Origin of the sequence: Salmonella sp. 2020_1459 (assembly GCF_043847915.1) — a bacterium.
GTDB classification, from domain to species: Bacteria; Pseudomonadota; Gammaproteobacteria; order Enterobacterales; family Enterobacteriaceae; genus Salmonella; species Salmonella enterica.
Genome location: NZ_JBCMFA010000001.1, coordinates 145004 through 169414 on the forward strand (window position 1 = coordinate 145004; position 24411 = coordinate 169414).

The 24411-nt window shown below is 51.1% G+C and carries 17 protein-coding genes, 2 tRNA genes and 4 other RNA genes; 13 read left to right on the forward strand and 10 right to left on the reverse strand.

The window, feature by feature from the left end:
• The first annotated feature begins 28 nt into the window (after positions 1-28).
• The 5 genes from ACH0VJ_RS00785 to ACH0VJ_RS00805 all read left to right on the forward strand — a co-directional run bounded on the left by ACH0VJ_RS00785 (position 29) and on the right by ACH0VJ_RS00805 (position 8463).
• A complete protein-coding gene (locus ACH0VJ_RS00785; protein ID WP_079833553.1) occupies positions 29-3772 on the forward strand; it encodes a nitrate reductase subunit alpha in 3744 nt (1247 codons plus the stop codon).
• A complete protein-coding gene (gene narH, locus ACH0VJ_RS00790; RefSeq protein ID WP_000702615.1) occupies positions 3769-5307 on the forward strand; it encodes a nitrate reductase subunit beta in 1539 nt (512 codons plus the stop codon). Before ACH0VJ_RS00785 ends, narH begins: the two co-directional genes overlap by 4 nt.
• On the forward strand, positions 5304-6014 hold the full coding sequence (gene narJ / locus ACH0VJ_RS00795) for a nitrate reductase molybdenum cofactor assembly chaperone (RefSeq protein ID WP_000571668.1): 711 nt from the start codon (positions 5304-5306) through the stop codon (positions 6012-6014). The genes narH and narJ overlap by 4 nt, the downstream gene beginning before the upstream one ends.
• Positions 6014-6691 (forward strand): respiratory nitrate reductase subunit gamma, encoded by a 678-nt coding sequence (gene narI / locus ACH0VJ_RS00800; RefSeq protein WP_000545594.1) that lies wholly within the window; start codon positions 6014-6016, stop codon positions 6689-6691. The genes narJ and narI overlap by 1 nt, the downstream gene beginning before the upstream one ends.
• A gap of 242 nt (positions 6692-6933) precedes the next feature.
• Entirely contained in the window at positions 6934-8463 is a 1530-nt protein-coding gene (locus tag ACH0VJ_RS00805; RefSeq protein ID WP_001212722.1) for a tetratricopeptide repeat protein, read from the forward strand.
• Positions 8464-8565: 102 nt separating this feature from the next.
• Here ACH0VJ_RS00805 and ACH0VJ_RS00810 read toward each other — a convergent pair.
• From ACH0VJ_RS00810 to ACH0VJ_RS00845, 8 genes are all read right to left on the reverse strand, one after another.
• Positions 8566-8697: non-coding RNA, RtT sRNA (locus ACH0VJ_RS00810), on the reverse strand.
• Between the two features lie 44 nt (positions 8698-8741).
• A non-coding RNA gene (locus ACH0VJ_RS00815) (RtT sRNA) lies at positions 8742-8872 on the reverse strand.
• A 43-nt stretch (positions 8873-8915) separates the two neighbouring features.
• Positions 8916-9046, reverse strand: a non-coding RNA gene (locus ACH0VJ_RS00820) — RtT sRNA.
• Between the two features lie 43 nt (positions 9047-9089).
• Positions 9090-9174 (reverse strand) — tRNA-Tyr (locus tag ACH0VJ_RS00825).
• A 34-nt stretch (positions 9175-9208) separates the two neighbouring features.
• A non-coding RNA gene (locus ACH0VJ_RS00830) (RtT sRNA) lies at positions 9209-9340 on the reverse strand.
• A gap of 44 nt (positions 9341-9384) precedes the next feature.
• A tRNA-Tyr gene (locus ACH0VJ_RS00835) sits at positions 9385-9469 on the reverse strand.
• Between the two features lie 158 nt (positions 9470-9627).
• Positions 9628-10470 carry a formyltetrahydrofolate deformylase gene (gene purU / locus ACH0VJ_RS00840; protein ID WP_001191156.1) on the reverse strand — a complete coding sequence of 281 codons (843 nt, stop codon included), beginning with the start codon at positions 10468-10470 and terminating at the stop codon, positions 9628-9630.
• Positions 10471-10520: 50 nt separating this feature from the next.
• Positions 10521-10979, reverse strand: coding sequence for a YchJ family protein (locus ACH0VJ_RS00845; RefSeq protein WP_001540172.1), 459 nt, complete (start codon positions 10977-10979; stop codon positions 10521-10523).
• A gap of 110 nt (positions 10980-11089) precedes the next feature.
• On the opposite strand from ACH0VJ_RS00845, the gene rssA reads away from it, so the two are divergent.
• The 3 genes from rssA (at position 11090) to galU (ending at position 14210) form a co-directional block, all read left to right on the forward strand.
• Positions 11090-11995 (forward strand): patatin-like phospholipase RssA, encoded by a 906-nt coding sequence (gene rssA / locus ACH0VJ_RS00850; RefSeq protein ID WP_001230572.1) that lies wholly within the window; start codon positions 11090-11092, stop codon positions 11993-11995.
• 90 nt (positions 11996-12085) lie between these two features.
• Positions 12086-13099, forward strand: coding sequence for a two-component system response regulator RssB (gene rssB, locus ACH0VJ_RS00855; RefSeq protein WP_000193432.1), 1014 nt, complete (start codon positions 12086-12088; stop codon positions 13097-13099).
• A gap of 202 nt (positions 13100-13301) precedes the next feature.
• Positions 13302-14210 (forward strand): UTP--glucose-1-phosphate uridylyltransferase GalU, encoded by a 909-nt coding sequence (galU, locus tag ACH0VJ_RS00860; RefSeq protein ID WP_000729450.1) that lies wholly within the window; start codon positions 13302-13304, stop codon positions 14208-14210.
• Between the two features lie 131 nt (positions 14211-14341).
• On the opposite strand, the gene hns is transcribed toward galU, so the two are convergent.
• Positions 14342-14755 (reverse strand): histone-like nucleoid-structuring protein H-NS, encoded by a 414-nt coding sequence (hns, locus tag ACH0VJ_RS00865; RefSeq protein ID WP_001287383.1) that lies wholly within the window; start codon positions 14753-14755, stop codon positions 14342-14344.
• 662 nt (positions 14756-15417) lie between these two features.
• Here hns and tdk point away from each other — a divergent pair.
• On the forward strand, positions 15418-16035 hold the full coding sequence (tdk, locus tag ACH0VJ_RS00870; protein WP_000068097.1) for a thymidine kinase: 618 nt from the start codon (positions 15418-15420) through the stop codon (positions 16033-16035).
• A gap of 196 nt (positions 16036-16231) precedes the next feature.
• Here tdk and adhE read toward each other — a convergent pair whose 3' ends face one another.
• Positions 16232-18910, reverse strand: coding sequence for a bifunctional acetaldehyde-CoA/alcohol dehydrogenase (gene adhE / locus ACH0VJ_RS00875; RefSeq protein WP_000301678.1), 2679 nt, complete (start codon positions 18908-18910; stop codon positions 16232-16234).
• 476 nt (positions 18911-19386) lie between these two features.
• Here adhE and ACH0VJ_RS00880 point away from each other — a divergent pair, with 476 nt between their 5' ends.
• The 4 genes from ACH0VJ_RS00880 (at position 19387) to oppC (ending at position 24408) form a co-directional block, all read left to right on the forward strand.
• Positions 19387-20034: a YchE family NAAT transporter gene (locus tag ACH0VJ_RS00880; protein WP_000615840.1), complete on the forward strand. Its 648-nt coding sequence runs from the start codon at positions 19387-19389 to the stop codon at positions 20032-20034.
• A gap of 776 nt (positions 20035-20810) precedes the next feature.
• A complete protein-coding gene (gene oppA, locus ACH0VJ_RS00885) occupies positions 20811-22442 on the forward strand; it encodes an oligopeptide ABC transporter substrate-binding protein OppA (RefSeq protein WP_001527794.1) in 1632 nt (543 codons plus the stop codon).
• Positions 22443-22564: 122 nt separating this feature from the next.
• Positions 22565-23485 carry an oligopeptide ABC transporter permease OppB gene (gene oppB / locus ACH0VJ_RS00890; RefSeq protein WP_000911097.1) on the forward strand — a complete coding sequence of 307 codons (921 nt, stop codon included), beginning with the start codon at positions 22565-22567 and terminating at the stop codon, positions 23483-23485.
• A 14-nt stretch (positions 23486-23499) separates the two neighbouring features.
• Positions 23500-24408, forward strand: a complete 909-nt coding sequence (gene oppC / locus ACH0VJ_RS00895; RefSeq protein WP_000979653.1) for an oligopeptide ABC transporter permease OppC — start codon at positions 23500-23502, stop codon at positions 24406-24408.
• The last annotated feature ends 3 nt before the right edge of the window (positions 24409-24411 follow it).

Consider the following 24411-nt stretch of genomic DNA (forward strand, 5'->3'; position numbering starts at 1 on the left):
CCGTAAGGTTCCACACAGGAGAAACCCGATGAGTAAATTCCTGGACCGGTTTCGCTACTTCAAGCAGAAGGGCGAAACCTTTGCCGATGGGCACGGCCAGCTTCTCGAAACAAACCGGGACTGGGAGGACGGATACCGCCAACGTTGGCAGCATGACAAAATTGTGCGCTCAACCCATGGGGTGAACTGCACCGGTTCTTGTAGCTGGAAAATTTATGTCAAAAATGGTCTGGTGACCTGGGAAACACAGCAAACCGATTACCCGCGCACCCGTCCTGATATGCCAAACCATGAACCTCGCGGCTGCCCGCGCGGCGCAAGCTACTCCTGGTATCTCTACAGCGCTAACCGACTGAAATATCCGCTGATGCGCAAACGTCTGATGAAGATGTGGCGCGAGGCGAAAAAACTGCATCGCGATCCGGTAGAGGCATGGGCCTCCATCATTGAAGATGCCGATAAAGCCAAAAGCTTCAAACAGGCGCGTGGTCGTGGCGGCTTTGTTCGCTCCTCATGGCAGGAAGTGAACGAGCTGATCGCCGCCTCCAACGTGTACACCGTGAAAACCTATGGCCCTGACCGCGTCGCGGGCTTCTCACCCATCCCGGCGATGTCGATGGTTTCCTACGCTTCCGGCGCACGTTATCTTTCACTGATTGGCGGTACCTGCCTGAGCTTCTACGACTGGTACTGCGACCTGCCGCCAGCCTCCCCGCAAACCTGGGGCGAGCAGACCGACGTGCCGGAATCCGCTGACTGGTACAACTCCAGCTATATTATCGCCTGGGGCTCTAACGTGCCGCAAACCCGTACGCCGGATGCCCACTTCTTTACCGAAGTACGTTACAAAGGCACCAAAACCGTCGCGGTGACGCCGGACTATGCTGAAATCGCCAAACTGTGCGATCTGTGGCTGGCGCCGAAGCAGGGGACCGATGCGGCGATGGCGCTGGCGATGGGCCACGTCATGCTGCGCGAATTCCACCTCGACAACCCGCGCCAGTACTTCACCGATTATGTCCGCCGCTATACCGACATGCCAATGCTGGTGATGCTTGAAGAGCGTGATGGTTATTATGCCGCAGGTCGTATGCTGCGCGCTGCCGATCTCGTTGATTCGCTGGGGCAGGAAAATAACCCGGAATGGAAAACCGTCGCTATCAACAGCAACGGTGAAATGGTGGCGCCAAACGGTTCAATTGGTTTCCGTTGGGGTGAAAAAGGCAAATGGAACCTCGAACAGCGCGACGGGACTACCGGTGCAGAAACTGAATTGCAGCTCAGCTTGCTGGGCAGCCAGGATGAGATTGCTGACGTGGGCTTCCCGTATTTCGGCGGCGAAGGTTCAGAGTACTTTAATCATGTGGCGCTGGATAACGTCCTGCTGCATAAACTGCCGGCAAAACGTCTGCAACTGGCCGATGGTTCTTCAGCGTTAGTCACTACCGTTTACGATCTGACCATGGCTAACTATGGTCTGGAACGCGGCCTGAACGATGAAAATTGTGCCGCCAGTTATGACGATACCAAAGCATATACGCCAGCATGGGCCGAGCAGATCACCGGCGTGCCGCGGGCGCAGATCATCCGTATCGCCCGGGAATTCGCCGATAACGCGGACAAAACGCACGGGCGTTCAATGATTATCGTTGGCGCCGGTCTGAACCACTGGTATCACCTCGATATGAACTATCGCGGGCTGATCAATATGTTGGTGTTCTGTGGTTGCGTTGGTCAGAGCGGCGGCGGCTGGGCGCACTACGTCGGCCAGGAAAAACTGCGTCCGCAGACCGGCTGGCAGCCGCTGGCGTTTGCCCTTGACTGGCAGCGTCCGGCGCGTCACATGAATAGCACCTCTTACTTCTATAACCACTCCAGCCAGTGGCGCTACGAGACGGTGACCGCCGAGGAATTACTGTCGCCGATGGCGGACAAATCCCGCTATAGCGGTCATCTGATTGACTTCAATGTGCGCGCCGAGCGTATGGGCTGGTTGCCGTCGGCGCCGCAGTTAGGCACTAACCCGCTGTATATTGCGCGTGAAGCGGAAAAAGCCGGTATGACATCGGTAGATTATACCGTCAAATCCCTGAAAGAGGGTTCGATTCGCTTTGCCGCCGAGCAGCCGGAAAACGGTAAAAACCACCCGCGTAACCTGTTCATCTGGCGTTCTAACCTGCTTGGGTCTTCCGGTAAGGGCCATGAGTACATGCTGAAATATCTGCTGGGTACTGAGCATGGTATTCAGGGGCTGGATCTGGGTAAACAGGGCGGTGTGAAGCCGGAAGAAGTGGAATGGCGTGACAATGGCCTGGACGGCAAACTGGATCTGGTGGTGACGCTGGACTTCCGCCTGTCGAGCACCTGCCTGTACTCCGATATCGTACTGCCGACCGCCACCTGGTATGAAAAAGACGATATGAATACCTCGGATATGCATCCGTTTATTCATCCGCTGTCTGCCGCCGTAGATCCGGCCTGGGAATCGAAAAGTGACTGGGAAATCTACAAAGGCATTGCGAAGAAATTCTCCGAAGTCTGTGTAGGCCACCTGGGTAAAGAGACTGACGTCGTGACGTTGCCGATCCAGCACGATTCTGCCGCTGAACTGGCGCAGCCGCTGGACGTGAAAGACTGGAAAAAAGGCGAATGCGATCTGATTCCAGGGAAAACCGCGCCGCACATCATGACCGTTGAGCGCGATTACCCGGCGACTTACGAACGCTTTACCTCTATCGGCCCGCTGATGGAGAAAATCGGCAACGGCGGGAAAGGGATTGCCTGGAACACGCAAAGCGAAATGGACTTGCTGCGTAAGCTTAATTACACCAAAGCGGACGGTCCGGCGAAAGGCCAGCCGATGCTCAACACGGCGATTGACGCGGCAGAGATGATCCTGACGTTAGCGCCGGAAACCAACGGTCAGGTGGCGGTGAAAGCCTGGGCGGCGCTGAGCGAGTTTACCGGTCGCGACCATACGCATCTGGCGACCAATAAAGAAGAAGAGAAAATCCGCTTCCGCGATATTCAGGCCCAGCCGCGCAAAATTATCTCCAGCCCGACCTGGTCTGGTCTGGAAGATGAGCACGTTTCTTATAACGCCGGTTATACCAACGTTCACGAGCTGATCCCATGGCGTACGCTGTCTGGTCGCCAACAGTTGTATCAGGATCACCAGTGGATGCGCGACTTCGGCGAAAGTTTGCTGGTGTATCGCCCACCGATCGACACCCGCTCGGTGAAAGCGGTGATGGGGCGTAAATCCAACGGTAATCCGGAGAAGGCGCTCAACTTCCTGACGCCGCACCAGAAATGGGGTATCCACTCGACCTACAGCGATAACCTGTTGATGCTGACCTTGTCGCGTGGCGGCCCGATTGTATGGATGAGCGAAACCGACGCCAAAGATCTGGGCATTGAAGATAACGACTGGATCGAAGTCTTCAACAGCAACGGCGCATTGACCGCACGCGCAGTGGTCAGCCAGCGTGTACCGGCGGGCATGACCATGATGTACCACGCGCAGGAACGTATCGTAAACCTGCCGGGGTCGGAAATTACCCAGCAGCGCGGCGGTATTCATAACTCGGTGACGCGCATTACGCCGAAACCGACCCATATGATCGGCGGCTATGCGCAGTTAGCCTACGGCTTTAACTACTACGGTACCGTCGGCTCCAACCGCGATGAGTTTGTGGTGGTACGTAAGATGAAGAACATTAACTGGTTGGATGGCGAAGGCAATGACCAGGTACAGGAGAGCGTAAAATGAAAATTCGTTCACAAGTCGGCATGGTGCTGAATCTCGATAAGTGCATCGGCTGTCATACCTGTTCAGTCACCTGTAAAAACGTCTGGACCAGTCGCGAAGGTATGGAATACGCGTGGTTCAACAACGTAGAAAGTAAGCCTGGCGTTGGTTTTCCGAATGACTGGGAAAATCAGGAAAAATGGAAAGGCGGCTGGATCCGCAAAATCAACGGCAAACTACAGCCGCGCATGGGCAACCGGGCGCTGCTGCTGGGTAAAATCTTCGCTAACCCGCATCTGCCGGGCATCGACGACTACTACGAGCCGTTTGATTACGACTACCAGAACCTGCATACCGCGCCGGAAGGCAGCAAACATCAGCCGATCGCGCGTCCGCGCTCGCTGATTACCGGCCAGCGGATGGACAAAATTACCAGCGGGCCAAACTGGGAAGAGATTCTGGGCGGCGAGTTCGAAAAACGCGCTAAAGACCAGAACTTCGAAAACATGCAGAAGGCGATGTACGGCCAGTTCGAAAACACCTTCATGATGTACCTGCCGCGCCTGTGCGAGCACTGTCTCAACCCGGCGTGCGTGGCGACCTGCCCGAGCGGTGCTATCTACAAGCGTGAAGAAGATGGCATCGTGCTGATCGACCAGGACAAGTGCCGCGGCTGGCGGATGTGCATCACCGGCTGCCCGTACAAGAAGATTTACTTCAACTGGAAGAGCGGCAAGTCTGAGAAGTGCATCTTCTGCTACCCGCGTATCGAAGCCGGTCAGCCGACCGTTTGCTCGGAAACCTGCGTGGGCCGTATCCGTTATCTTGGCGTACTGCTGTATGACGCAGATGCCATTGAAAGCGCCGCCAGTACGGAAAACGAAAAAGATCTGTACCAGCGTCAACTGGACGTGTTCCTCGATCCAAACGATCCGGCTGTCATTGAGCAGGCGCTGAAGGACGGCGTGCCGCAGAGCGTGATCGATGCGGCGCAGCAATCGCCAGTATACAAAATGGCGATGGACTGGAAGCTGGCACTGCCGCTGCATCCGGAATACCGCACGCTGCCGATGGTCTGGTACGTGCCGCCTTTGTCACCGATTCAGTCTGCAGCCGACGCGGGTGAACTGGGCAGCAACGGTATTCTGCCGGATGTAGACAGTCTGCGTATCCCGGTGCAGTACCTGGCGAACCTGTTGACCGCTGGCGACACCCAGCCGGTACTGTTGGCGTTGAAACGGATGCTGGCGATGCGTCACTACAAACGTGCGGAAACCGTAGACGGTAAAGTGGATACCCGCGCGCTGGAAGAGGTGGGTTTAAGCGAAGCCCAGGCGCAGGAAATGTATCGTTACCTGGCAATTGCTAATTATGAAGATCGCTTTGTGGTGCCGAGCAGCCATCGTGAACTGGCGCGTGACGCATTCCCGGAGAAAAGCGGTTGTGGCTTTACCTTCGGCGATGGTTGCCACGGGTCTGATACCAAATTCAATCTGTTCAACAGCCGCCGCATCGACGCTGTTGATGTGACCAGCAAAACGGAGCCGCACGCATGATTGAACTCGTCATTGTTTCGCGTCTGCTCGAGTACCCGGATGCTGCCCTGTGGCAGCATCAGCAGGAGTTGTTCGATGCGCTCGCGTCATCTGAGAACCTGGATAAAGAGGATGCCCAGACTCTGGGCGTTTTCCTGCGCGATTTAACCGCGCAGGACATGCTGGATGTACAGGCCGCCTACAGTGAACTGTTTGACCGTGGTCGCGCCACATCGCTGCTGCTGTTTGAACATGTACACGGGGAATCCCGCGATCGCGGTCAGGCGATGGTTGACCTGATGGCACAGTATGAGCAGCACGGTTTGCAGCTCGACAGCCGCGAACTTCCCGATCATCTGCCGCTGTATCTGGAATACCTTGCGCAATTGCCGAAAAGTGAAGCGTTAGGGGGTTTACAGGATATCGCGCCGATTCTGGCGCTGCTCAGCGCACGTTTGCAACAGCGTGACAGCCGTTATGCGGTGCTGTTCGATCTGCTGTTAAAACTGGCGAATACCGTTATCGACAGCGATAAAGTGGCTGAAAAAATTGCGAATGAAGCACGTGATGATACCCCGCAGGCGTTGGATGCGGTCTGGGAAGAAGAGCAGGTGAAATTCTTCGCCGATCAAGGGTGTGGCGAGTCGGAAATCTCCGCTCACCAGCGTCGTTTTGCCGGGGCCGTGGCGCCGCAATATCTGAATATCACCACCGGAGGACAGCACTAATGCACTTCCTGAATATGTTCTTCTTTGATATCTACCCGTACATTGCCGGATCGGTATTTCTGATCGGTAGCTGGTTACGTTACGACTACGGCCAGTACACCTGGCGGGCGGCTTCCAGTCAGATGCTGGATCGCAAAGGAATGAACCTGGCGTCAAACCTGTTCCACATTGGGATTCTGGGTATTTTCGCCGGTCACTTCCTGGGCATGTTAACGCCGCACTGGATGTATGAAGCTTTTCTGCCGGTCGACGTGAAGCAGAAGATGGCGATGATTGCCGGCGGCGCCTGCGGCGTGCTGACACTGGTTGGCGGTATTTTACTGCTCAAGCGTCGTCTGTTTAGCCCACGTGTCCGCGCCACCACTACCGGCGCAGATATTTTGATTCTCTCGCTGCTGGTGATTCAGTGCGCGCTGGGCCTGCTGACCATTCCGTTTTCCGCCCAGCATATGGACGGGAGTGAAATGATGAAGCTGGTCGGGTGGGCGCAGTCAGTTGTGACCTTCCACGGTGGCGCATCCGCACATCTGGACGGTGTGGCCTTTATCTTCCGTATGCACCTGGTACTGGGGATGACGCTGTTCCTGTTATTCCCATTCTCGCGCCTGGTGCATATCTGGAGCGTGCCGGTCGAGTACCTGACCCGCAAATACCAGATTGTTCGTGCACGTCACTGATTTTCTCTCAATGCCCTAAACCCCGCTTCGGCGGGTTTTTTTTTATGGCTGTTAGCCGGAATGCGGCATCAATGCCTTATCGACCGCCGCCTTGTTTCGTTTACAGCGGATCTGCCATGTCTGGCATCTGAATCCGTACTCTTTGTTTCTGGGTTTATTCAGCATCTGTGCGAGTTTTTTGTAAGCAGAAAAAGGATGATGCAGCATATAATCACGCCATAAACGACAATAAGGATAGTTGTATGCGTTTTTCATCAATTTTCAAAATATTAATATTAAATATATTTATTTCAAAAATGGCTCACGCTGCTGTCTGCGAGGAGCGCTATCCCCCCGACTCGGAAGAATGCCAGTACGTTCAGGAATTAGAGCAAAAAGCGGAACAAGGAGATGAAAGCGCGCAGTTCTCGCTTGGAAGCTGGTATGCGGAGGGGCGATATGTTAAGCCTGATTATAAGCTAGCCATTAAATGGCTGGAGAAAGCGGGTAAACAAGGTTCTGATTTTTCCTATTTCATCCTTGGCTATCATTACAACTATGGTGAAAATTTTCCACTTAGTCGACAAAAAGCGCTGGAGTGGTATCGCAAGGCGGCAGAGCTAGGGGATAGTAGTACGCAAGAAATCCTCGGTGACGCCTATATGTATGGCGATGGGTTTCCCCAAAATACCCAGCTAGCGCTGGAGTGGTATCGAAAAGCCGCCTCTCCAACCAATGATGCGGGCGTTGTCCGCGGACAGGGTTCAGCTTCGTCAGCACAATTTAAGCTTGGAGTAATGTACGCCCACGGTCAGGGCGTTCCTCAGGATTATCAGCAAACGGCGATCTTGATGCGTAAAGCGGCGGAAAATATGTACTACCCCGCGCAACTTTATCTCGGCGTTGCCTATTTTTATGGTGAAGGCGTGCCTCAGGATTATCGTCAGGCAGTTTACTGGCTTAATGAAGGTATACCAGGCAGCTATACGCCAGGCCACATTCCGCTGAATGCGCTCTATGATAAAGCGCATCCCGCTGACCGGGTTCACTCTCAGACGTGGTATCGAAAAACAGCGCAACGCGTGATGGCAAAGGTACAGTACAATTTTGGCGTATGGTATTACAACGGTTATCACTTATTGAAAGATCACAACCTGGCGCTGGAGTGGTATCGCAGAGCCGCAGCGCAAGGATTGGCCGAGGCGCAGGATGCGATCGGCGTGATGTTTATGCAGGGTGAGGGCGTTTCTCAGGACTACCAACAGGCGCTGGCGTGGTATCGCAAAGCCGCTCGCCAGGGGCTGCCTGCTGCGCAAACGCATCTGGGCATCATGTCTGCATTTGGTCGCGGCGTCGCGCAAAGCGACAGACAGGCTATCGCATGGTATCGAAAAGCAGCAAAACAGGATTTTGCGAAAGCGCAATATCAGCTTGGCGTAGCATATAGCACGGGAAGAGGCGTGCCTGAAAATAGTCGGAATGCGCTGAAGTGGTACCTTAAAGCGGCAGAGCAGGGGTTTACTCCGGCACAATCAGCGCTTGGGGAAATTTATGCTCATGGGCGCCAGGGGGTGCCTAAAGATAATAAGCAGGCCTATATTTGGTATTACATGGCAAGTATATATACGGAAAAATCTAAGGATGATTGTTCAGCGCTCATTGCCGAAAGAAACCGACTCAAGGGAACGCTTACCCCAGATCAACTTAGCGAGACATATGCCGCCTTTGATCTCATCAGGCGAAAAATCAACCAGTCAAAGGAGGCGAAAAAGATTGCCAGGAAGAAGTATTGATAAGATAACCAATAAGCCATGGCGCCATGGTGTGAAGTCTGCCTGTGGGGTAAGGATACGGGGCAGTGCTGATTGATTTGAAATTGGTGCCTTATGAAGTCATGGTGGTGGGGGAAGGATGACTCAGCGCTGCGCGTTTCGCCCTTCGGGTCGTTGCCTGCGGCAACGCTTTCTCGCTTTCGCTCGAATCGAACCTTAGTCGAAGCTTCTCATCCTTCCCCGTACGGAGAGATATGAGACAGTGTGCTTAACGGGGATAAGATACGCGACGGAAGTGATGGTGGTGGGGGAAGGATGACTCAGCGCTGCGCGCTTCGCCCTTCGGGTCGTTGCCTGCGGCAACGCTTTCTCGCTGCGCTCGAATCGAACCTTAGTCGAAGCTTCTCATCCTTCCCGTACGGAGAGATATGAGACACTGTGCTTAGCGGGGATAAGATACGCGACGGAAGTGATGGTGGTGGGGGAAGGATGACTCAGCGCTGCGCGCTTCGCCCTTCGGGTCGTTGCCTGCGGCAACGCTTTCTCGCTGCGCTCGAATCGAACCTTGGTCGAAGCTTCTCATCCTTCCCGTACGGAGAGATATGAGACACTGTGCTTAGCGGGGATAAGATACGCGACGGAAGTGATGGTGGTGGGGGAAGGATTCGAACCTTCGAAGTCGATGACGGCAGATTTACAGTCTGCTCCCTTTGGCCGCTCGGGAACCCCACCAGGGGTAATTCAAATTGTAGGTAAAGCTTGAAGATGGTGGTGGGGGAAGGATTATTTGTCACTTCGCTCCTCACCCTACGGGCCGTTGCCGTTGGCAACGTTCTCTCGCTTTCGCTCGAGTCGAACCTTAATCGAAGGTTCTCACCCTTCCCCGATAAGTGCAAACTTCTGCATTGCTCATCGAGTTAACTACATCGCTGTAGTGAATAATGGTGGTGGGGGAAGGATTCGAACCTTCGAAGTCGATGACGGCAGATTTACAGTCTGCTCCCTTTGGCCGCTCGGGAACCCCACCACGGGGTAATGCTTAATACTGGCCCGCTTCCTTTCTGGAAGCGGGGCGCATCATATCAAATGACACGCCGCTGTAAAGCATTCCTTTGCCTGAAATGAACTGTTTGCGTACTTTTCATCCGTAACGGATTAAAGCTAATCAATTCATATTACTGACGATTAAAGAATAATCGTCCGATTGCCGTAAACAAAGACCCGCTGCGCCAGAACCTGATACAGCGCGCGGCTTAATACGTTTTTCTCGACGTCGCGCCCGGCACGCATCATATCTTCTGCGGTGTAGGTGTGATCGACGTGAATCACGTCCTGCATGATGATTGGACCTTCATCCAGATTATCATTCACATAGTGCGCGGTAGCGCCGATGATTTTCACGCCGCGCTCATAGGCCTGATGATAAGGACGCGCGCCGATAAACGCCGGCAGGAATGAGTGGTGGATATTGATAATTTTGTTCGGGAAGCGCGCCACAAAACCTGGCGTCAAAACACGCATATACTTGGCCAGCACCACATAGTCCGGTTGATGGGCATCAATGGCGTCCGCCATCTTCGTGTCATGCTCTTCACGCGTTAATCCCTCATGGCTGACCAGTTCGAAAGGGATCTCAAAACGTTCAACCAGCGAGCGTAATGTTTCATGGTTGCCAATGACCGCGGCGATTTCAACATCCAGCCCGCCATAGTTGGCTTTCATCAGCAGGTCGCCCAGACAATGCGCCTCTTTAGTAACCAGAATCACTACCCGACGGCGTCCGGCGGGATTGAGTTCACGAACAGAGCCTTCCGGTAAGGCGCTGTCCAGATCGGCCAGAAGAGTGGAATCATTGAAGATGCCTTCCAGCTCGGTCCGCATAAAAAAGCGTCCGGTGCGATGGTCAACAAATTCATTGTTTTGCACAATATTAAGCTCATGCTTATAGCAAATGTTGGTAATCCGCGCGATAAGGCCTTTTTGATCGGGACAAATAGTACGCAGAACTTTACGTTGTAGTGATTGCATTGCCGGAAAAATCCTGTTGAGAGTGTTTGCTGTATCGATACTGTCAGGCGTCACTGGCCGCAGCACTTTTTAAATTTTTTGCCTGAACCGCACGGGCAGGGATCATTTCGACCCAACTGCGGGCGGGTACCGTCAATATAATACCACTGACCGTTTTCTTTGATAAAACGAGAACGTTCGATAATCGCCCCGGTTTTCCCTTGTTCGGAAAAACGCGCGATAAAACTAACATACCCTGTATTTTCTGCTTCTGACCAGGTATGTTCAAAAATAGTCAGGCCGAGCCACCTGGTATTGGCAAATCCGGCGATGATATCATCACGAAACGCGGCCGCATTGCAGGTTGGATGCCAGCTCTTAATTAAGTAATCTGCGTCTTTCATCACAAAAGCGCAGTAACGAGAGCGCATGAGATGTGACGGATCGGGTGCTACTCGTTCTCCGGACACAATACGACCACAACATAGGCTATACTCGTCAGCGCTACCACAGGGACAAGGCTGAGACACAATAATCTCCCTGAATATAAAAAACGGCGTTGAACGCCAGGGTGGCATTATGTTAACTGAGCAGTGGCGATGTTGCTACGTCTTGAAGCCAGGGGAAGTCGTTAAGTACGATGAGAAAAATGAAAATAGGGCTGGCGCTGGGATCTGGCGCAGCGAGAGGATGGTCTCATATTGGGGTCATCAAAGCCCTCAAGCAAGCAGGCATCGATATTGATATCGTTGCAGGATGCTCAATAGGTTCACTGGTCGGCGCCGCGTATGCCTGTAATAAATTATCGGCGCTTGAACAGTGGGTATGTTCATTCCGCTACTGGGATGTTTTACGCCTGATGGATGTATCCTGGGGCAGAGGAGGGTTGCTTCGCGGCGAACGCGTATTTAATCACTATCGGGATATTATGCCCGTCACGGATTTTGACCACTGTTCAAGACGTTTTGGCGCAGTCGCGACGAATCTTAGCACTGGACGAGAGCTATGGTTTACTGAAGGCGATCTACACCTTGCCGTACGCGCGTCGTGCAGTATGCCAGGGCTGATGTCTCCGGTTGAGCATAACGGTTACTGGCTGGTAGATGGCGCAGTCGTTAATCCGGTACCTGTTTCGTTAACCAGGGCGCTGGGGGCTGATATCGTTATTGCGGTAGACCTGCAACATGATGCCCACCTCATGCAGCAAGATTTGCTCTCTGTAAATGTCGGGAATATCAATGAAGAGAGCGATGATGCGCTGCCCTGGCATAAGCGTTTAAAAGAACGTTTCAGTAGCCTGACTTCACGCCGTGGCGTGAGTTCGCCTGGGGCAATGGAAATCATGACAACCTCCATCCAGGTGTTGGAAAATCGTCTTAAACGTAACCGTATGGCTGGCGATCCGCCTGATATTCTCATTCAACCATTCTGTCCGCAAATCTCTACGCTGGATTTTCATCGCGCCCATGCCGCTATTGCGGCGGGTCAGTTAGCCGTAGAGAAAAAGATGGACGAACTTATACCCTTGGTGCGTACCGACGTTTAATGTACCTTTTACGATCACTTAAGCAAATTCTGACAGGCGCAAGCGGCAATACCATGCCACTATTGATTAAAGCCAGTCAGGGGAGAGAACATGACGCAGCCATTGGTCGGAAAACAGATTCTTATTGTTGAAGACGAGCCTGTATTTCGCTCGCTTCTGGATTCGTGGTTTTCCTCTTTGGGAGCGACAACGGCATTGGCAGGCGACGGGGTGGATGCCCTGGAGTTGATGGGGCGTTTTACCCCTGATCTCATGATATGTGATATCGCGATGCCGAGAATGAACGGTCTCAAACTGGTAGAAAACTTACGTAATCGCGGAGACCAGACGCCTATTCTGGTTATTTCCGCAACAGAAAATATGGCGGATATCGCCAAAGCGTTACGCCTTGGGGTTGAAGATGTCTTGCTGAAGCCGGTAAAAGATCTCAACCGCTTGCGGGAAACCGTATTCGCTTGCTTATACCCTAATATGTTTAACTCGCGGGTTGAAGAAGAAGAACGCCTGTTTCGTGACTGGGATGCAATGGTGAGTAATCCGACCGCCGCAGCGCAATTGTTGCAGGAATTGCAGCCCCCGGTACAGCAGGTGATTTCTCATTGCCGCATTAATTACCGGCAGCTCGTCTCCGCCGATCAGCCTGGACTGGTGCTGGATATTGCGCCGCTATCTGATAACGAACTGGCATTTTATTGCCTGGATGTCACCCGGGCGGGCGATAACGGCGTGTTAGCCGCATTGTTGCTGCGGGCGCTATTTAACGGCTTATTGCAGGATCAGCTAGGCCAACAAAAGCACCGTTTACCGGAGTTAGGCGCGCTATTAAAACAGGTAAATCATCTGCTCAGACAAGCCAATTTACCTGGGCAATTCCCACTATTTGTCGGCTACTATCACAGTGAGCTCAAAAATTTGATTCTCGTCTCCGCCGGATTGAACGCCACCTTAAATACGGGCGCTCATCAGGTTCAAATTAGCAGCGGCGTGCCGCTAGGAACATTGGGTAACGCCTACCTTAACCAATTAAGCCAGCGTTGCGACTCGTGGCAGTGTCAAATATGGGGCGCAGGAGGGCGTCTGCGATTGATGTTGTCTGCGGAATGACCAAACGGAAGAGTGAGCGGAAATTGCTTTACCGGCCTTTCCCGACGAGTGTTACTATCTGCGGCAGATTTATAAGTATTTGTCTTAATTATACCAATATAAGTCCTTTTTGGACCTGAGGCTTGTTCTGGTACTGATATACTGGAACACGATACAGATTAATGAACACGTTCAATACATGAACAGTCCAGGAGAATTTTAAATGGCTGCCCTTAATTCGAAAGTCAAAAAAGCCGTTATCCCGGTCGCGGGATTGGGAACCAGGATGCTGCCAGCGACCAAAGCTATCCCGAAAGAGATGCTGCCGCTGGTTGATAAGCCATTAATTCAGTACGTCGTGAACGAATGTATCGCTGCTGGCATTACTGAAATCGTGCTTGTTACGCACTCGTCTAAAAACTCTATTGAAAACCACTTTGATACCAGTTTTGAGCTGGAAGCGATGCTGGAAAAACGCGTTAAGCGTCAGCTTCTGGAGGAGGTTCAGTCTATTTGCCCTCCGCATGTCACTATTATGCAGGTACGTCAAGGGCTGGCAAAAGGCCTGGGCCATGCCGTATTGTGCGCGCATCCCGTTGTCGGAAACGAACCTGTCGCTGTTATTCTGCCAGACGTTATTCTTGACGAATATGAGTCCGACCTGTCTCAGGATAACCTGGCTGAAATGATCCGCCGTTTCGACGAAACCGGCAATAGCCAGATTATGGTTGAGCCGGTAGAAGATGTGACTGCATACGGCGTGGTAGATTGCAAAGGCGTTGAGCTGGCGCCGGGCGAAAGTGTGCCGATGGTTGGCGTGGTTGAAAAACCAAAAGCGGATGTCGCGCCGTCTAACCTTGCGATTGTCGGGCGTTATGTGTTGAGCGCGGATATCTGGGCGTTGCTGGCGAAAACCCCTCCGGGCGCCGGGGATGAAATTCAGTTGACCGATGCTATCGATATGCTGATCGAAAAAGAAACGGTTGAAGCCTACCACATGAAGGGTAAAAGCCATGACTGTGGTAATAAGTTAGGATATATGCAGGCATTCGTTGAATATGGCATCCGTCATAATTCGCTGGGTGCTGAATTTAAAGCCTGGCTTGAAGAAGAAATGGGTATTAAGAAGTAACGATACGTTATAAATTTTTTAACAGAAGCGCTGGTAAATCCGGCGCTTTTTTTATGCCTGGGGTCGTCAGCGGAGAACTCAGGCAAAAAAAATCCCGCCAGCGGCGGGATTTTAAGCATCCAGGAAGTAAATTATTCCTTGATCAGGAAATCTTCCAGTTGCTTACCTTGTTCTTCCATTGCTTTTTTGATTACAGCCGGTGTACGACCCTGGCCAGTCCAGGTTTTAGTTTCACCGTTTTCGTCAACGTAGCTATATTTAGCCGGACGAGCTGCGCGTTTAGCTTTGGTGCCGGATTTAGCGGCAGCCATGCTATTCAGCAGTTCATTCGGGTCAATGCCGTCGGCAATTAACATTTCACGATACTGTTGCAGTTTACGAGTGCGTTCTTCCACTTCAGCAGCAGCAGCGCTTTCTTCTTCACGACGCTCATTAACGACAACTTCTAATTTTTCCAGCATTTCTTCAAGCGTTTCCAGAGTACATTCTCTTGCCTGCGCACGAAGAGTACGGATGTTGTTCAGAATTTTAAGTGCTTCGCTCATTGTAGTAATCTCAAACTTATATTGGGGTGGTTTGTTGAGCTAATAATAGAGCGATAAATTCAGTTGTGCAATAGCCAGGAATGTAAGGAATTCAAAATTACGCTTTATTAAGCACACGTTTTAATTATCTCAACTTAAATTTTCCTTGAGGCGCCGCACAAAAAAGAGCTTATTGGCAGGGGGGATACTCACCGTCTGTCGCTAAAAATTTAGGAGTCAGGTCACATTTTATCATGATGAAATACGATCTCATTGCTGAGATATCAATCTCTTGTATTAGATTTCCTTACAAGAAAACCCTATTACTTTGCACCGGGTATGAGTAACGGTAACAATAAGTACAAGGTTTTCATATTGGCGGGTGATGATAAGCATTGTTGATGAATTTTAACGGCATAATTTGTGAAGGAATGTGTATATACCCTTCATACTTCAAGTTGCTTATGCGTTGGCTACGCTCGCTCACTCCAGTCACATAGTTATCTATGCTCCTGGGGACTCACTCCCTTGCCGCCTTTAAGCAACGCGAATTATTTTGGGTATAGTGAGCGATGTTTGTACAATTCTTAATACTCACCGGAGCGCGAGCCGCGCCGTCGCGTCGGTAAATTATGGTACAATCCCGCCAATCTTTATTTCACTCAGGTGAGGTCCTGCGACCAATGGCACAGCTATATTTCTACTATTCGGCAATGAATGCGGGTAAGTCGACTGCACTGCTGCAATCTTCATACAATTATCAGGAACGCGGGATGCGTACCGTCGTATATACGGCGGAAATCGATGATCGTTTCGGCGCAGGCAAAGTCAGCTCTCGTATCGGTTTGTCGTCGCCGGCAAAATTGTTTAACCAAAATACATCCTTGTTTGAAGAGATTCGTGCCGAGAGCGCGCGGCAGACAATACATTGCGTGTTAGTCGACGAAAGCCAGTTTTTGACTCGCCAGCAGGTTTATCAATTATCCGAGGTTGTCGACAAATTAGATATTCCAGTACTTTGCTATGGGCTACGAACAGACTTTCGTGGGGAGCTCTTTGTCGGCAGCCAATACTTGCTGGCATGGTCAGATAAGCTGGTGGAATTAAAAACTATCTGTTTCTGCGGTCGTAAAGCCAGTATGGTTCTGCGCCTTGATCAGGACGGCAGGCCTTATAACGAAGGCGAACAGGTGGTTATTGGCGGGAATGAACGCTACGTTTCAGTTTGCCGTAAGCATTATAAGGACGCGCTGGAGGAGGGCTCACTGACGGCGATTCAGGAGCGTCATCGGCACATATGATACCTGAGGTAAAGATCGGCTTATAAAACGCCCTGTAGCGCTTTGGAGGTCATTATTCAGGCCTCCTGACGAAGGGCGTGCCGTGAGCACGTAGGCCAGATGATCAGCATAGCGCCTTCAGGCATCAGATAAACAGGTAAAACAAAAAAACGGCCTCAATTGAGGCCGTTATTGTCATGCTAAAACAGATAACGAATTAAGCGGATTTTTTCGCTTTTTTCTCTGCTTTCGGTGCGGCAACGACGTCTTTCTTCGCTGCAACTTCACCTTCGGTGAAATCACGACCGTAGTAGGTATCCAGCAGAATCTGTTTCAGTTCGGAGATCAGTGGATAACGTGGGTTAGCGCCGGTGCACTGGTCATCGAAGGCATCTTCAGACAGTTTGTCAACGTGTGCCAGGAAGTCAGCTTCCTGTACGCCTGCTTCACGGATAGACTTAGGAATACCCAGCTCAGCTTTAATGCTTTCCAGCCATGCCAGCAGTTTTTCAATCTTAGCGGCGGTACGGTCGCCCGGCGCGCTCAGGCCCAGGTGGTCAGCAATTTCAGCGTAACGACGGCGTGCCTGCGGACGATCGTACTGGCTGAAAGCGGTCTGCTTGGTCGGGTTGTCATTCGCGTTGTAGCGGATAACGTTACAAATCAGCAGGGCGTTCGCCAGACCGTGCGGAATGTGGAACTGAGAGCCCAGTTTGTGCGCCATGGAGTGACATACACCGAGGAAGGCGTTGGCAAACGCGATACCGGCGATAGTCGCTGCACTGTGAACACGTTCACGCGCAACCGGGTTTTTAGACCCTTCGTGGTAAGACGCCGGCAGGTTTTCTTTCAGCAGTTTCAGAGCCTGCAGAGCCTGACCGTCAGAGAACTCAGAAGCCAGTACGGAAACGTAAGCTTCCAGGGCGTGAGTTACCGCATCCAGACCACCGAACGCACACAGGGACTTCGGCATATCCATCACCAGGTTGGCGTCGACAATCGCCATATCCGGGGTCAGGGCGTAGTCAGCCAGCGGATATTTCTGACCGGTTGCATCGTCGGTCACAACCGCAAACGGTGTGACTTCAGAACCGGTACCGGAAGTGGTGGTGACGGCGATCATTTTCGCTTTCACGCCCATTTTCGGGAACTTGTAGATACGTTTACGGATGTCCATAAAGCGCAGCGCCAGCTCTTCGAAGTGAGTTTCCGGATGTTCGTACATGACCCACATGATTTTCGCGGCGTCCATCGGGGAACCACCGCCCAGCGCGATGATCACGTCTGGTTTGAAGGAGTTAGCCAGCTCAGCGCCTTTGCGAACAACGGAAAGCGTCGGGTCGGCTTCAACTTCGAAGAAGACTTCGGTTTCAACGCCAGCCGCTTTCAGCACAGAGGTGATCTGGTCTGCGTAGCCGTTGTTGAACAGGAAGCGGTCAGTCACGATGAGCGCACGTTTGTGACCATCAGTAATCACTTCATCCAGCGCGATGGGCAGAGAGCCACGGCGGAAGTAGATAGATTTCGGAAGTTTGTGCCACAACATGTTTTCAGCTCGCTTAGCAACGGTTTTCTTGTTGATCAGGTGTTTCGGACCAACGTTTTCAGAGATGGAGTTACCACCCCAGGAACCACAACCCAACGTCAGGGAAGGTGCGAGTTTGAAGTTGTACAGGTCACCGATACCACCCTGAGAGGCCGGGGTGTTGATCAGGATACGCGCGGTTTTCATCATCTGACCGAAGTAAGCAACGCGTTCTGGCTGGTTATCCTGGTCAGTGTACAGGCAGGAGGTGTGACCGATACCGCCCATAGCGACCAGTTTTTCTGCTTTTTCTACCGCTTCTTCGAAATCTTTCGCACGATACATCGCCAGAGTCGGAGACAGTTTTTCGTGTGCGAACGGTTCGCTTTCGTCAACGACCGTAACTTCACCGATCAGAATCTTGGTGGTTTCTGGTACGGAGAAGCCTGCCAGTTCAGCGATTTTGTAGGCTGGCTGGCCGACGATAGCGGCGTTCAGAGCGCCATTTTTCAGGATAACGTTTTGAACCGCTTTCAGCTCCTGGCCCTGCAGCATGTAGCCGCCGTGGCTGGCGAAACGTTCGCGAACGGCATCATAGACGGAATCAACAACGACAACAGACTGTTCAGAAGCACAGATTACGCCGTTATCGAAGGTTTTAGACATCAGAACAGACGCCACAGCGCGTTTGATATCCGCGGTTTCATCAATGACAACCGGGGTGTTGCCTGCGCCTACGCCGATAGCAGGTTTACCGGAGCTGTATGCTGCTTTAACCATGCCTGGACCGCCAGTGGCGAGGATCAGGTTGATATCCGGGTGGTGCATCAGCGCATTAGACAGTTCTACGGAAGGTTGATCGATCCAGCCAATCAGATCTTTCGGCGCGCCGGCAGCGATAGCCGCTTGCAGAACGATGTCTGCCGCTTTGTTGGTTGCTTCTTTAGCGCGCGGATGCGGAGAAAAGATGATGGCGTTACGGGTCTTCAGGCTAATCAGCGATTTGAAGATCGCGGTAGAGGTCGGGTTAGTGGTTGGAACGATACCGCAAATAATGCCGATAGGTTCAGCAATGGTGATGGTTCCGAAGGTGTCGTCTTCAGACAGCACGCCGCAGGTTTTTTCATCTTTATAGGCATTGTAAATATATTCAGAAGCGAAGTGGTTTTTAATCACTTTGTCTTCCACGATACCCATACCGGATTCGGCGACGGCCATTTTGGCCAGCGGAATGCGGGCATCAGCGGCTGCCAGAGCGGCGGCGCGGAAGATTTTGTCGACCTGTTCTTGAGTGAAACTGGCATATTCACGCTGGGCTTTTTTTACACGCTCTACGAGTGCGTTAAGTTCAGCGACATTAGTAACAGCCATAATGCTCTCCTGATAATGTTAAACTTTTTTAGTAAATCATCTGCGCGATACGTGAGTATAGACAGATCGACGATACTTTGTATAAATGCCTGAAATTCAGGTGGTTACTTAACGTCCGTTTCGCTCTGATTTACTAAAAGAGCTTCTGCGTTAGTATCATTTAACTCTAACGCGTTACGTCCAGGTGGCGTAAGCAAGATTACTCACTTCTGAGTAGCGATTGTGTGATCTAAATCAAGATTACGCAAAGCTGACACCTTTCAGCAGGCCATTTTAGCCTTTTATGTAAATTGTTAAGAAATCGTTGTCATGAAGAGTGAGTGGATTAGCATAACGAGTACATATAAATAACAGCGATGAATGGATGAAATTAGGTGTAGATAAGAGGTGAACTATGCGAATAAAAGGCGTATCTTCTGCGCGTTTTGATCATTAACGAACATTGACTTCATCCGGCTAACGCTTCGGAGCTAACCGTGATTCAACCGCTTTTTGATTTTCCTGTTTACTTTAAGTTCTTTATCGGGCTCTTTGCGCTGGTTAACCCGGTGGGGATTATCCCTGTTTTCATCAGCATGACCAGCTACCAGACGGCCACGGCGCGTAATAAAACTAACCTCACCGCGAATCTGTCGGTTGCGATTATCTTGTGGAGTTCCTTATTCCTCGGCGATGGCATCCTGCAGCTGTTTGGTATTTCTATTGATTCGTTCAGAATTGCGGGCGGTATCCTGGTTGTCACCATTGCAATGTCGATGATCAGCGGGAAGCTGGGGGAAGATAAACAAAACAAGCAAGAAAAGTCAGAGACGGCCATACGCGAGAGCATTGGCGTTGTGCCGTTAGCGCTGCCGTTAATGGCGGGGCCAGGGGCGATTAGCTCCACTATCGTCTGGGGGACGCGTTATCACAGCATCGCGCATTTGCTTGGCTTTTCAGTTGCCATTGCGCTTTTTGCGCTTTGCTGCTGGGGCGTGTTCCGTATGGCGCCGTGGCTGGTTCGTTTGCTGGGGCAAACCGGTATCAACGTTATTACCCGAATCATGGGGTTGTTGTTAATGGCGCTCGGCATCGAATTTATTGTCACAGGAATAAAAGGCATTTTCCCCGGCTTGCTCAACTAAACTCCCACCTGTTGATTTACAGGCGGCGCCCTAAGGGGGCCGCCTTGTGACATTCCCAGTGACATTCCCACGTAACACTTCTTACTTTGATAAGCATTCAGCGTTTAAATGATAAAAAATACTAATATAATTTAACGCTATTTATTTTTATTAATCAATCTATTATGAACATTACTGAGACCGTGAGAAGCGGTAGGTCTGTTATTTTATTCACACCATACTCTGGGGCTTGATGAAGGATTATTGAAATGTTATTAGTTGTTTCAGCTCCATCGTAGATGAATGTGCTAAATAATGAGCATTTGTTAAATTTGTGTGTGTTTTCTGGCGCAGGCATAACCTACGATGCGACAGAGAGATATTTTTCTTTCAACTTATTGATTGTAAGGAATAAATTAAAGCTTTTTAACATTTTTTAACTGTTTTTCTGGGCAGGAAATTTTCCATAAAAGAGAATTGGTTAACAAAATTGTAAAATGAATTGGCGGTTCAGAAACGCATTTGATACTTTTCGGCCAAACATTTTGCAGAAGATTTCACATTGTTGATAACTATTTTCATTTAGATGGTTGTCAGAAATAACGTGCGACGTGGGCAGGTACGTCGTATACCGAATCGACGAAAGGCGATCGAACGAATCGTCAGAATAAATAAAGTCGGTGATAGCAAAAGCAGTGACAGACCTGGCAGTACACCACCAGTGCTGCACAGGAACCCTGACGGGATTAAACAGGCTGGTAAAAACCAGTAATTATAATGAGTGGAGTACAAACACAATGTCTAACATCACGAAAAAAAGTTTGATTGCAGCGGGAATACTCACTGCGCTCATCGCCGCCAGCGCCGCGACTGCGGCAGACGTGCCCGCCGGCGTTCAGTTAGCCGACAAGCAAACGTTGGTACGTAATAACGGATCAGAAGTGCAGTCTCTCGACCCGCATAAAATTGAAGGCGTGCCGGAATCGAACGTCAGCCGTGACCTCTTCGAAGGCTTATTAATTAGTGATGTCGAGGGGCATCCTTCACCGGGCGTCGCGGAAAAATGGGAAAATAAAGATTTTAAAGTCTGGACATTCCATCTACGTGAAAATGCGAAATGGTCAGATGGTACGCCCGTCACCGCCCATGATTTCGTTTATAGCTGGCAACGCCTGGCCGATCCTAATACGGCATCGCCGTACGCCAGCTATCTGCAATACGGTCATATCGCTAATATCGATGACATTATCGCCGGTAAAAAACCCGCCACCGATCTGGGGGTAAAAGCGCTTGATGATCACACCTTTGAAGTGACCTTAAGTGAGCCGGTGCCTTATTTCTACAAATTGTTGGTCCACCCTTCAGTGTCTCCTGTACCGAAATCAGCGGTCGAAAAATTTGGCGATAAGTGGACACAACCGGCCAATATTGTCACTAACGGCGCTTATAAGTTAAAAAACTGGGTGGTGAACGAACGTATCGTGCTGGAGCGTAACCCGCAATACTGGGATAACGACAAAACCGTCATCAATCAGGTAACTTATTTGCCTATCTCTTCGGAGGTGACGGATGTCAACCGCTACCGCAGCGGCGAGATCGATATGACTTATAACAATATGCCGATCGAATTATTCCAGAAACTGAAAAAAGAGATCCCGAATGAAGTCCGCGTAGACCCTTATTTGTGTACCTATTATTACGAAATTAATAATCAAAAAGCGCCGTTTAACGATGTCCGCGTGCGTACCGCGCTGAAACTGGCGTTAGATCGCGACATTATTGTTAATAAGGTTAAAAATCAGGGCGATTTACCCGCTTATAGCTACACGCCGCCGTATACCGATGGCGCAAAACTGGTAGAGCCTGAGTGGTTCAAATGGTCCCAGCAAAAGCGTAATGAAGAAGCGAAGAAATTGTTGGCTGAAGCCGGCTTTACGGCGGATAAGCCCTTAACATTCGACCTGCTGTATAACACCTCCGATCTGCATAAAAAACTGGCCATTGCCGTGGCGTCTATCTGGAAGAAAAATCTGGGCGTCAATGTGAATCTGGAGAATCAGGAATGGAAAACCTTCCTGGATACCCGTCATCAGGGCACCTTTGATGTTGCCAGAGCCGGGTGGTGCGCAGATTATAATGAACCGACCTCGTTCCTGAATACCATGTTGTCCGACAGTTCAAATAACACCGCGCATTATAAGAGCCCGGCGTTTGATAAGCTGATTGCCGACACGCTGAAAGTGGCGGACGATACGCAGCGCAGCGAACTCTACGCTAAAGCGGAGCAGCAGTTAGATAAAGACTCGGCTATTGTGCCGGTGTATTACTACGTTAACGCGCGCCTGGTGAAACCCTGGGTGGGCGGGTATACCGGTAAAGACCCGCTGGATAATATTTATGTGAAAAACTTATATATTATCAAACATTAATGGCAAGACATGGGACAACTGCGGTTGTCCCATGGTGTCTTTTTTCATCGCACTATAACTTTCCCTGGCGGATCTGTTTGTCACGTCCGGGAAGTAAAGGCACAGGCCAGAAGGTACGGGCAATGTTGAAATTTATTCTACGCCGCTGTCTGGAAGCGATTCCGACGCTGTTTATTCTTATTACCATCTCTTTCTTTATGATGCGCCTCGCGCCGGGGAGTCCTTTTACTGGCGAGCGCGCATTGCCGCCGGAAGTGCTGGCCAATATTGAAGCAAAATATCATCTGAACGATCCCATCATGACGCAGTACTTCAGCTACCTGAAGCAGCTGGCGCATGGCGATTTTGGACCATCGTTTAAATACAAAGATTACACGGTCAACGATCTGGTTGCCGCCAGCTTCCCCGTTTCGGCGAAACTTGGCGCTGCCGCTTTTTTGCTGGCGGTCATTATTGGTGTCAGTGCTGGCGTGATTGCCGCGCTAAAGCAAAATACGCGATGGGATTATACGGTGATGGGATTTGCCATGACCGGCGTCGTTATCCCCAGTTTTGTGGTAGCGCCGCTACTGGTGATGGTCTTTGCAATAACCTTGCAATGGCTGCCTGGCGGCGGCTGGAACGGCGGGGCGTTAAAATTTATGATCCTGCCGATGGTCGCGCTTTCACTGGCCTATATTGCCAGCATCGCTCGTATTACGCGCGGCTCAATGATTGAAGTTCTGCATTCGAACTTTATTCGTACCGCGCGGGCAAAAGGATTACCGATGCGCAGAATCATCTTCCGCCATGCGTTAAAACCTGCGCTGCTGCCGGTTTTATCCTATATGGGGCCAGCCTTTGTCGGCATTATTACCGGCTCAATGGTGATTGAAACTATTTATGGCTTACCGGGCATTGGGCAGCTTTTCGTTAATGGCGCGCTCAACCGCGATTACTCGCTGGTGTTAAGTTTGACCATTCTGGTCGGGGCGCTGACCATATTATTTAACGCCATTGTCGATGTGCTCTATGCCGTTATCGACCCGAAAATTCGCTATTGATACTGGAGCTCGCGATGATGTTAAGTAAGAAAAACAGCGAGACGCTGGAAAATTTCAGTGAAAAGCTGGAGGTGGAAGGTCGCAGCCTTTGGCAAGATGCCCGTCGGCGCTTTATGCATAACCGTGCGGCGGTGGCCAGTCTTATTGTCCTGTTTCTGATAGCCCTGTTCGTGACAGTGGCGCCTATGCTGTCGCAATTTACCTATTTCGATACCGACTGGGGCATGATGTCCAGCGCGCCGGATATGGCGTCCGGTCACTATTTCGGCACTGACTCTTCTGGGCGCGATCTGTTGGTGCGCGTTGCCATCGGCGGGCGTATCTCATTAATGGTCGGGATTGCCGCCGCGCTGGTGGCGGTCATTGTCGGAACGCTGTATGGCTCGCTGTCCGGCTATCTGGGCGGCAAAATTGATTCTGTGATGATGCGTTTGTTGGAGATCCTCAACTCGTTCCCGTTTATGTTCTTTGTGATTTTGCTGGTGACGTTTTTTGGGCAGAACATTCTGTTGATTTTCGTCGCTATCGGCATGGTCTCCTGGCTTGATATGGCGCGTATCGTGCGTGGCCAAACCCTAAGTCTTAAACGTAAAGAGTTCATCGAAGCTGCGCAGGTGGGAGGTGTGTCGACCGCCAGCATTGTGATCCGCCATATTGTGCCTAACGTCCTGGGCGTAGTGGTAGTGTATGCATCGTTGCTGGTGCCCAGCATGATTCTGTTTGAGTCTTTCCTCAGTTTCCTGGGGCTTGGGACGCAGGAACCGTTAAGCAGTTGGGGAGCGTTGTTGAGCGATGGCGCAAATTCAATGGAAGTCTCACCGTGGCTGCTGCTGTTTCCGGCTGGCTTTCTCGTGGTGACGTTATTCTGTTTTAACTTTATTGGCGATGGCCTGCGTGATGCCCTCGACCCGAAAGATCGTTAAGGA

What these genes read in the sequence shown, in the direction of transcription:
- galU (WP_000729450.1), top strand. Translation starts at nt 13,302, where the DNA reads ATGGCTGCCCTTAATTCGAAAGTCAAAAAAGCCGTTATCCCGGTCGCG.
- narI (WP_000545594.1), top strand. Translation starts at nt 6,014, where the DNA reads ATGCACTTCCTGAATATGTTCTTCTTTGATATCTACCCGTACATTGCC.
- tdk (WP_000068097.1), top strand. Translation starts at nt 15,418, where the DNA reads ATGGCACAGCTATATTTCTACTATTCGGCAATGAATGCGGGTAAGTCG.
- hns (WP_001287383.1), bottom strand. Translation starts at nt 14,755, where the DNA reads ATGAGCGAAGCACTTAAAATTCTGAACAACATCCGTACTCTTCGTGCG.
- ACH0VJ_RS00805 (WP_001212722.1), top strand. Translation starts at nt 6,934, where the DNA reads ATGCGTTTTTCATCAATTTTCAAAATATTAATATTAAATATATTTATT.
- rssA (WP_001230572.1), top strand. Translation starts at nt 11,090, where the DNA reads ATGAGAAAAATGAAAATAGGGCTGGCGCTGGGATCTGGCGCAGCGAGA.
- rssB (WP_000193432.1), top strand. Translation starts at nt 12,086, where the DNA reads ATGACGCAGCCATTGGTCGGAAAACAGATTCTTATTGTTGAAGACGAG.
- narH (WP_000702615.1), top strand. Translation starts at nt 3,769, where the DNA reads ATGAAAATTCGTTCACAAGTCGGCATGGTGCTGAATCTCGATAAGTGC.
- narJ (WP_000571668.1), top strand. Translation starts at nt 5,304, where the DNA reads ATGATTGAACTCGTCATTGTTTCGCGTCTGCTCGAGTACCCGGATGCT.
- oppB (WP_000911097.1), top strand. Translation starts at nt 22,565, where the DNA reads ATGTTGAAATTTATTCTACGCCGCTGTCTGGAAGCGATTCCGACGCTG.
- ACH0VJ_RS00785 (WP_079833553.1), top strand. Translation starts at nt 29, where the DNA reads ATGAGTAAATTCCTGGACCGGTTTCGCTACTTCAAGCAGAAGGGCGAA.
- oppC (WP_000979653.1), top strand. Translation starts at nt 23,500, where the DNA reads ATGATGTTAAGTAAGAAAAACAGCGAGACGCTGGAAAATTTCAGTGAA.
- adhE (WP_000301678.1), bottom strand. Translation starts at nt 18,910, where the DNA reads ATGGCTGTTACTAATGTCGCTGAACTTAACGCACTCGTAGAGCGTGTA.
- purU (WP_001191156.1), bottom strand. Translation starts at nt 10,470, where the DNA reads ATGCAATCACTACAACGTAAAGTTCTGCGTACTATTTGTCCCGATCAA.
- oppA (WP_001527794.1), top strand. Translation starts at nt 20,811, where the DNA reads ATGTCTAACATCACGAAAAAAAGTTTGATTGCAGCGGGAATACTCACT.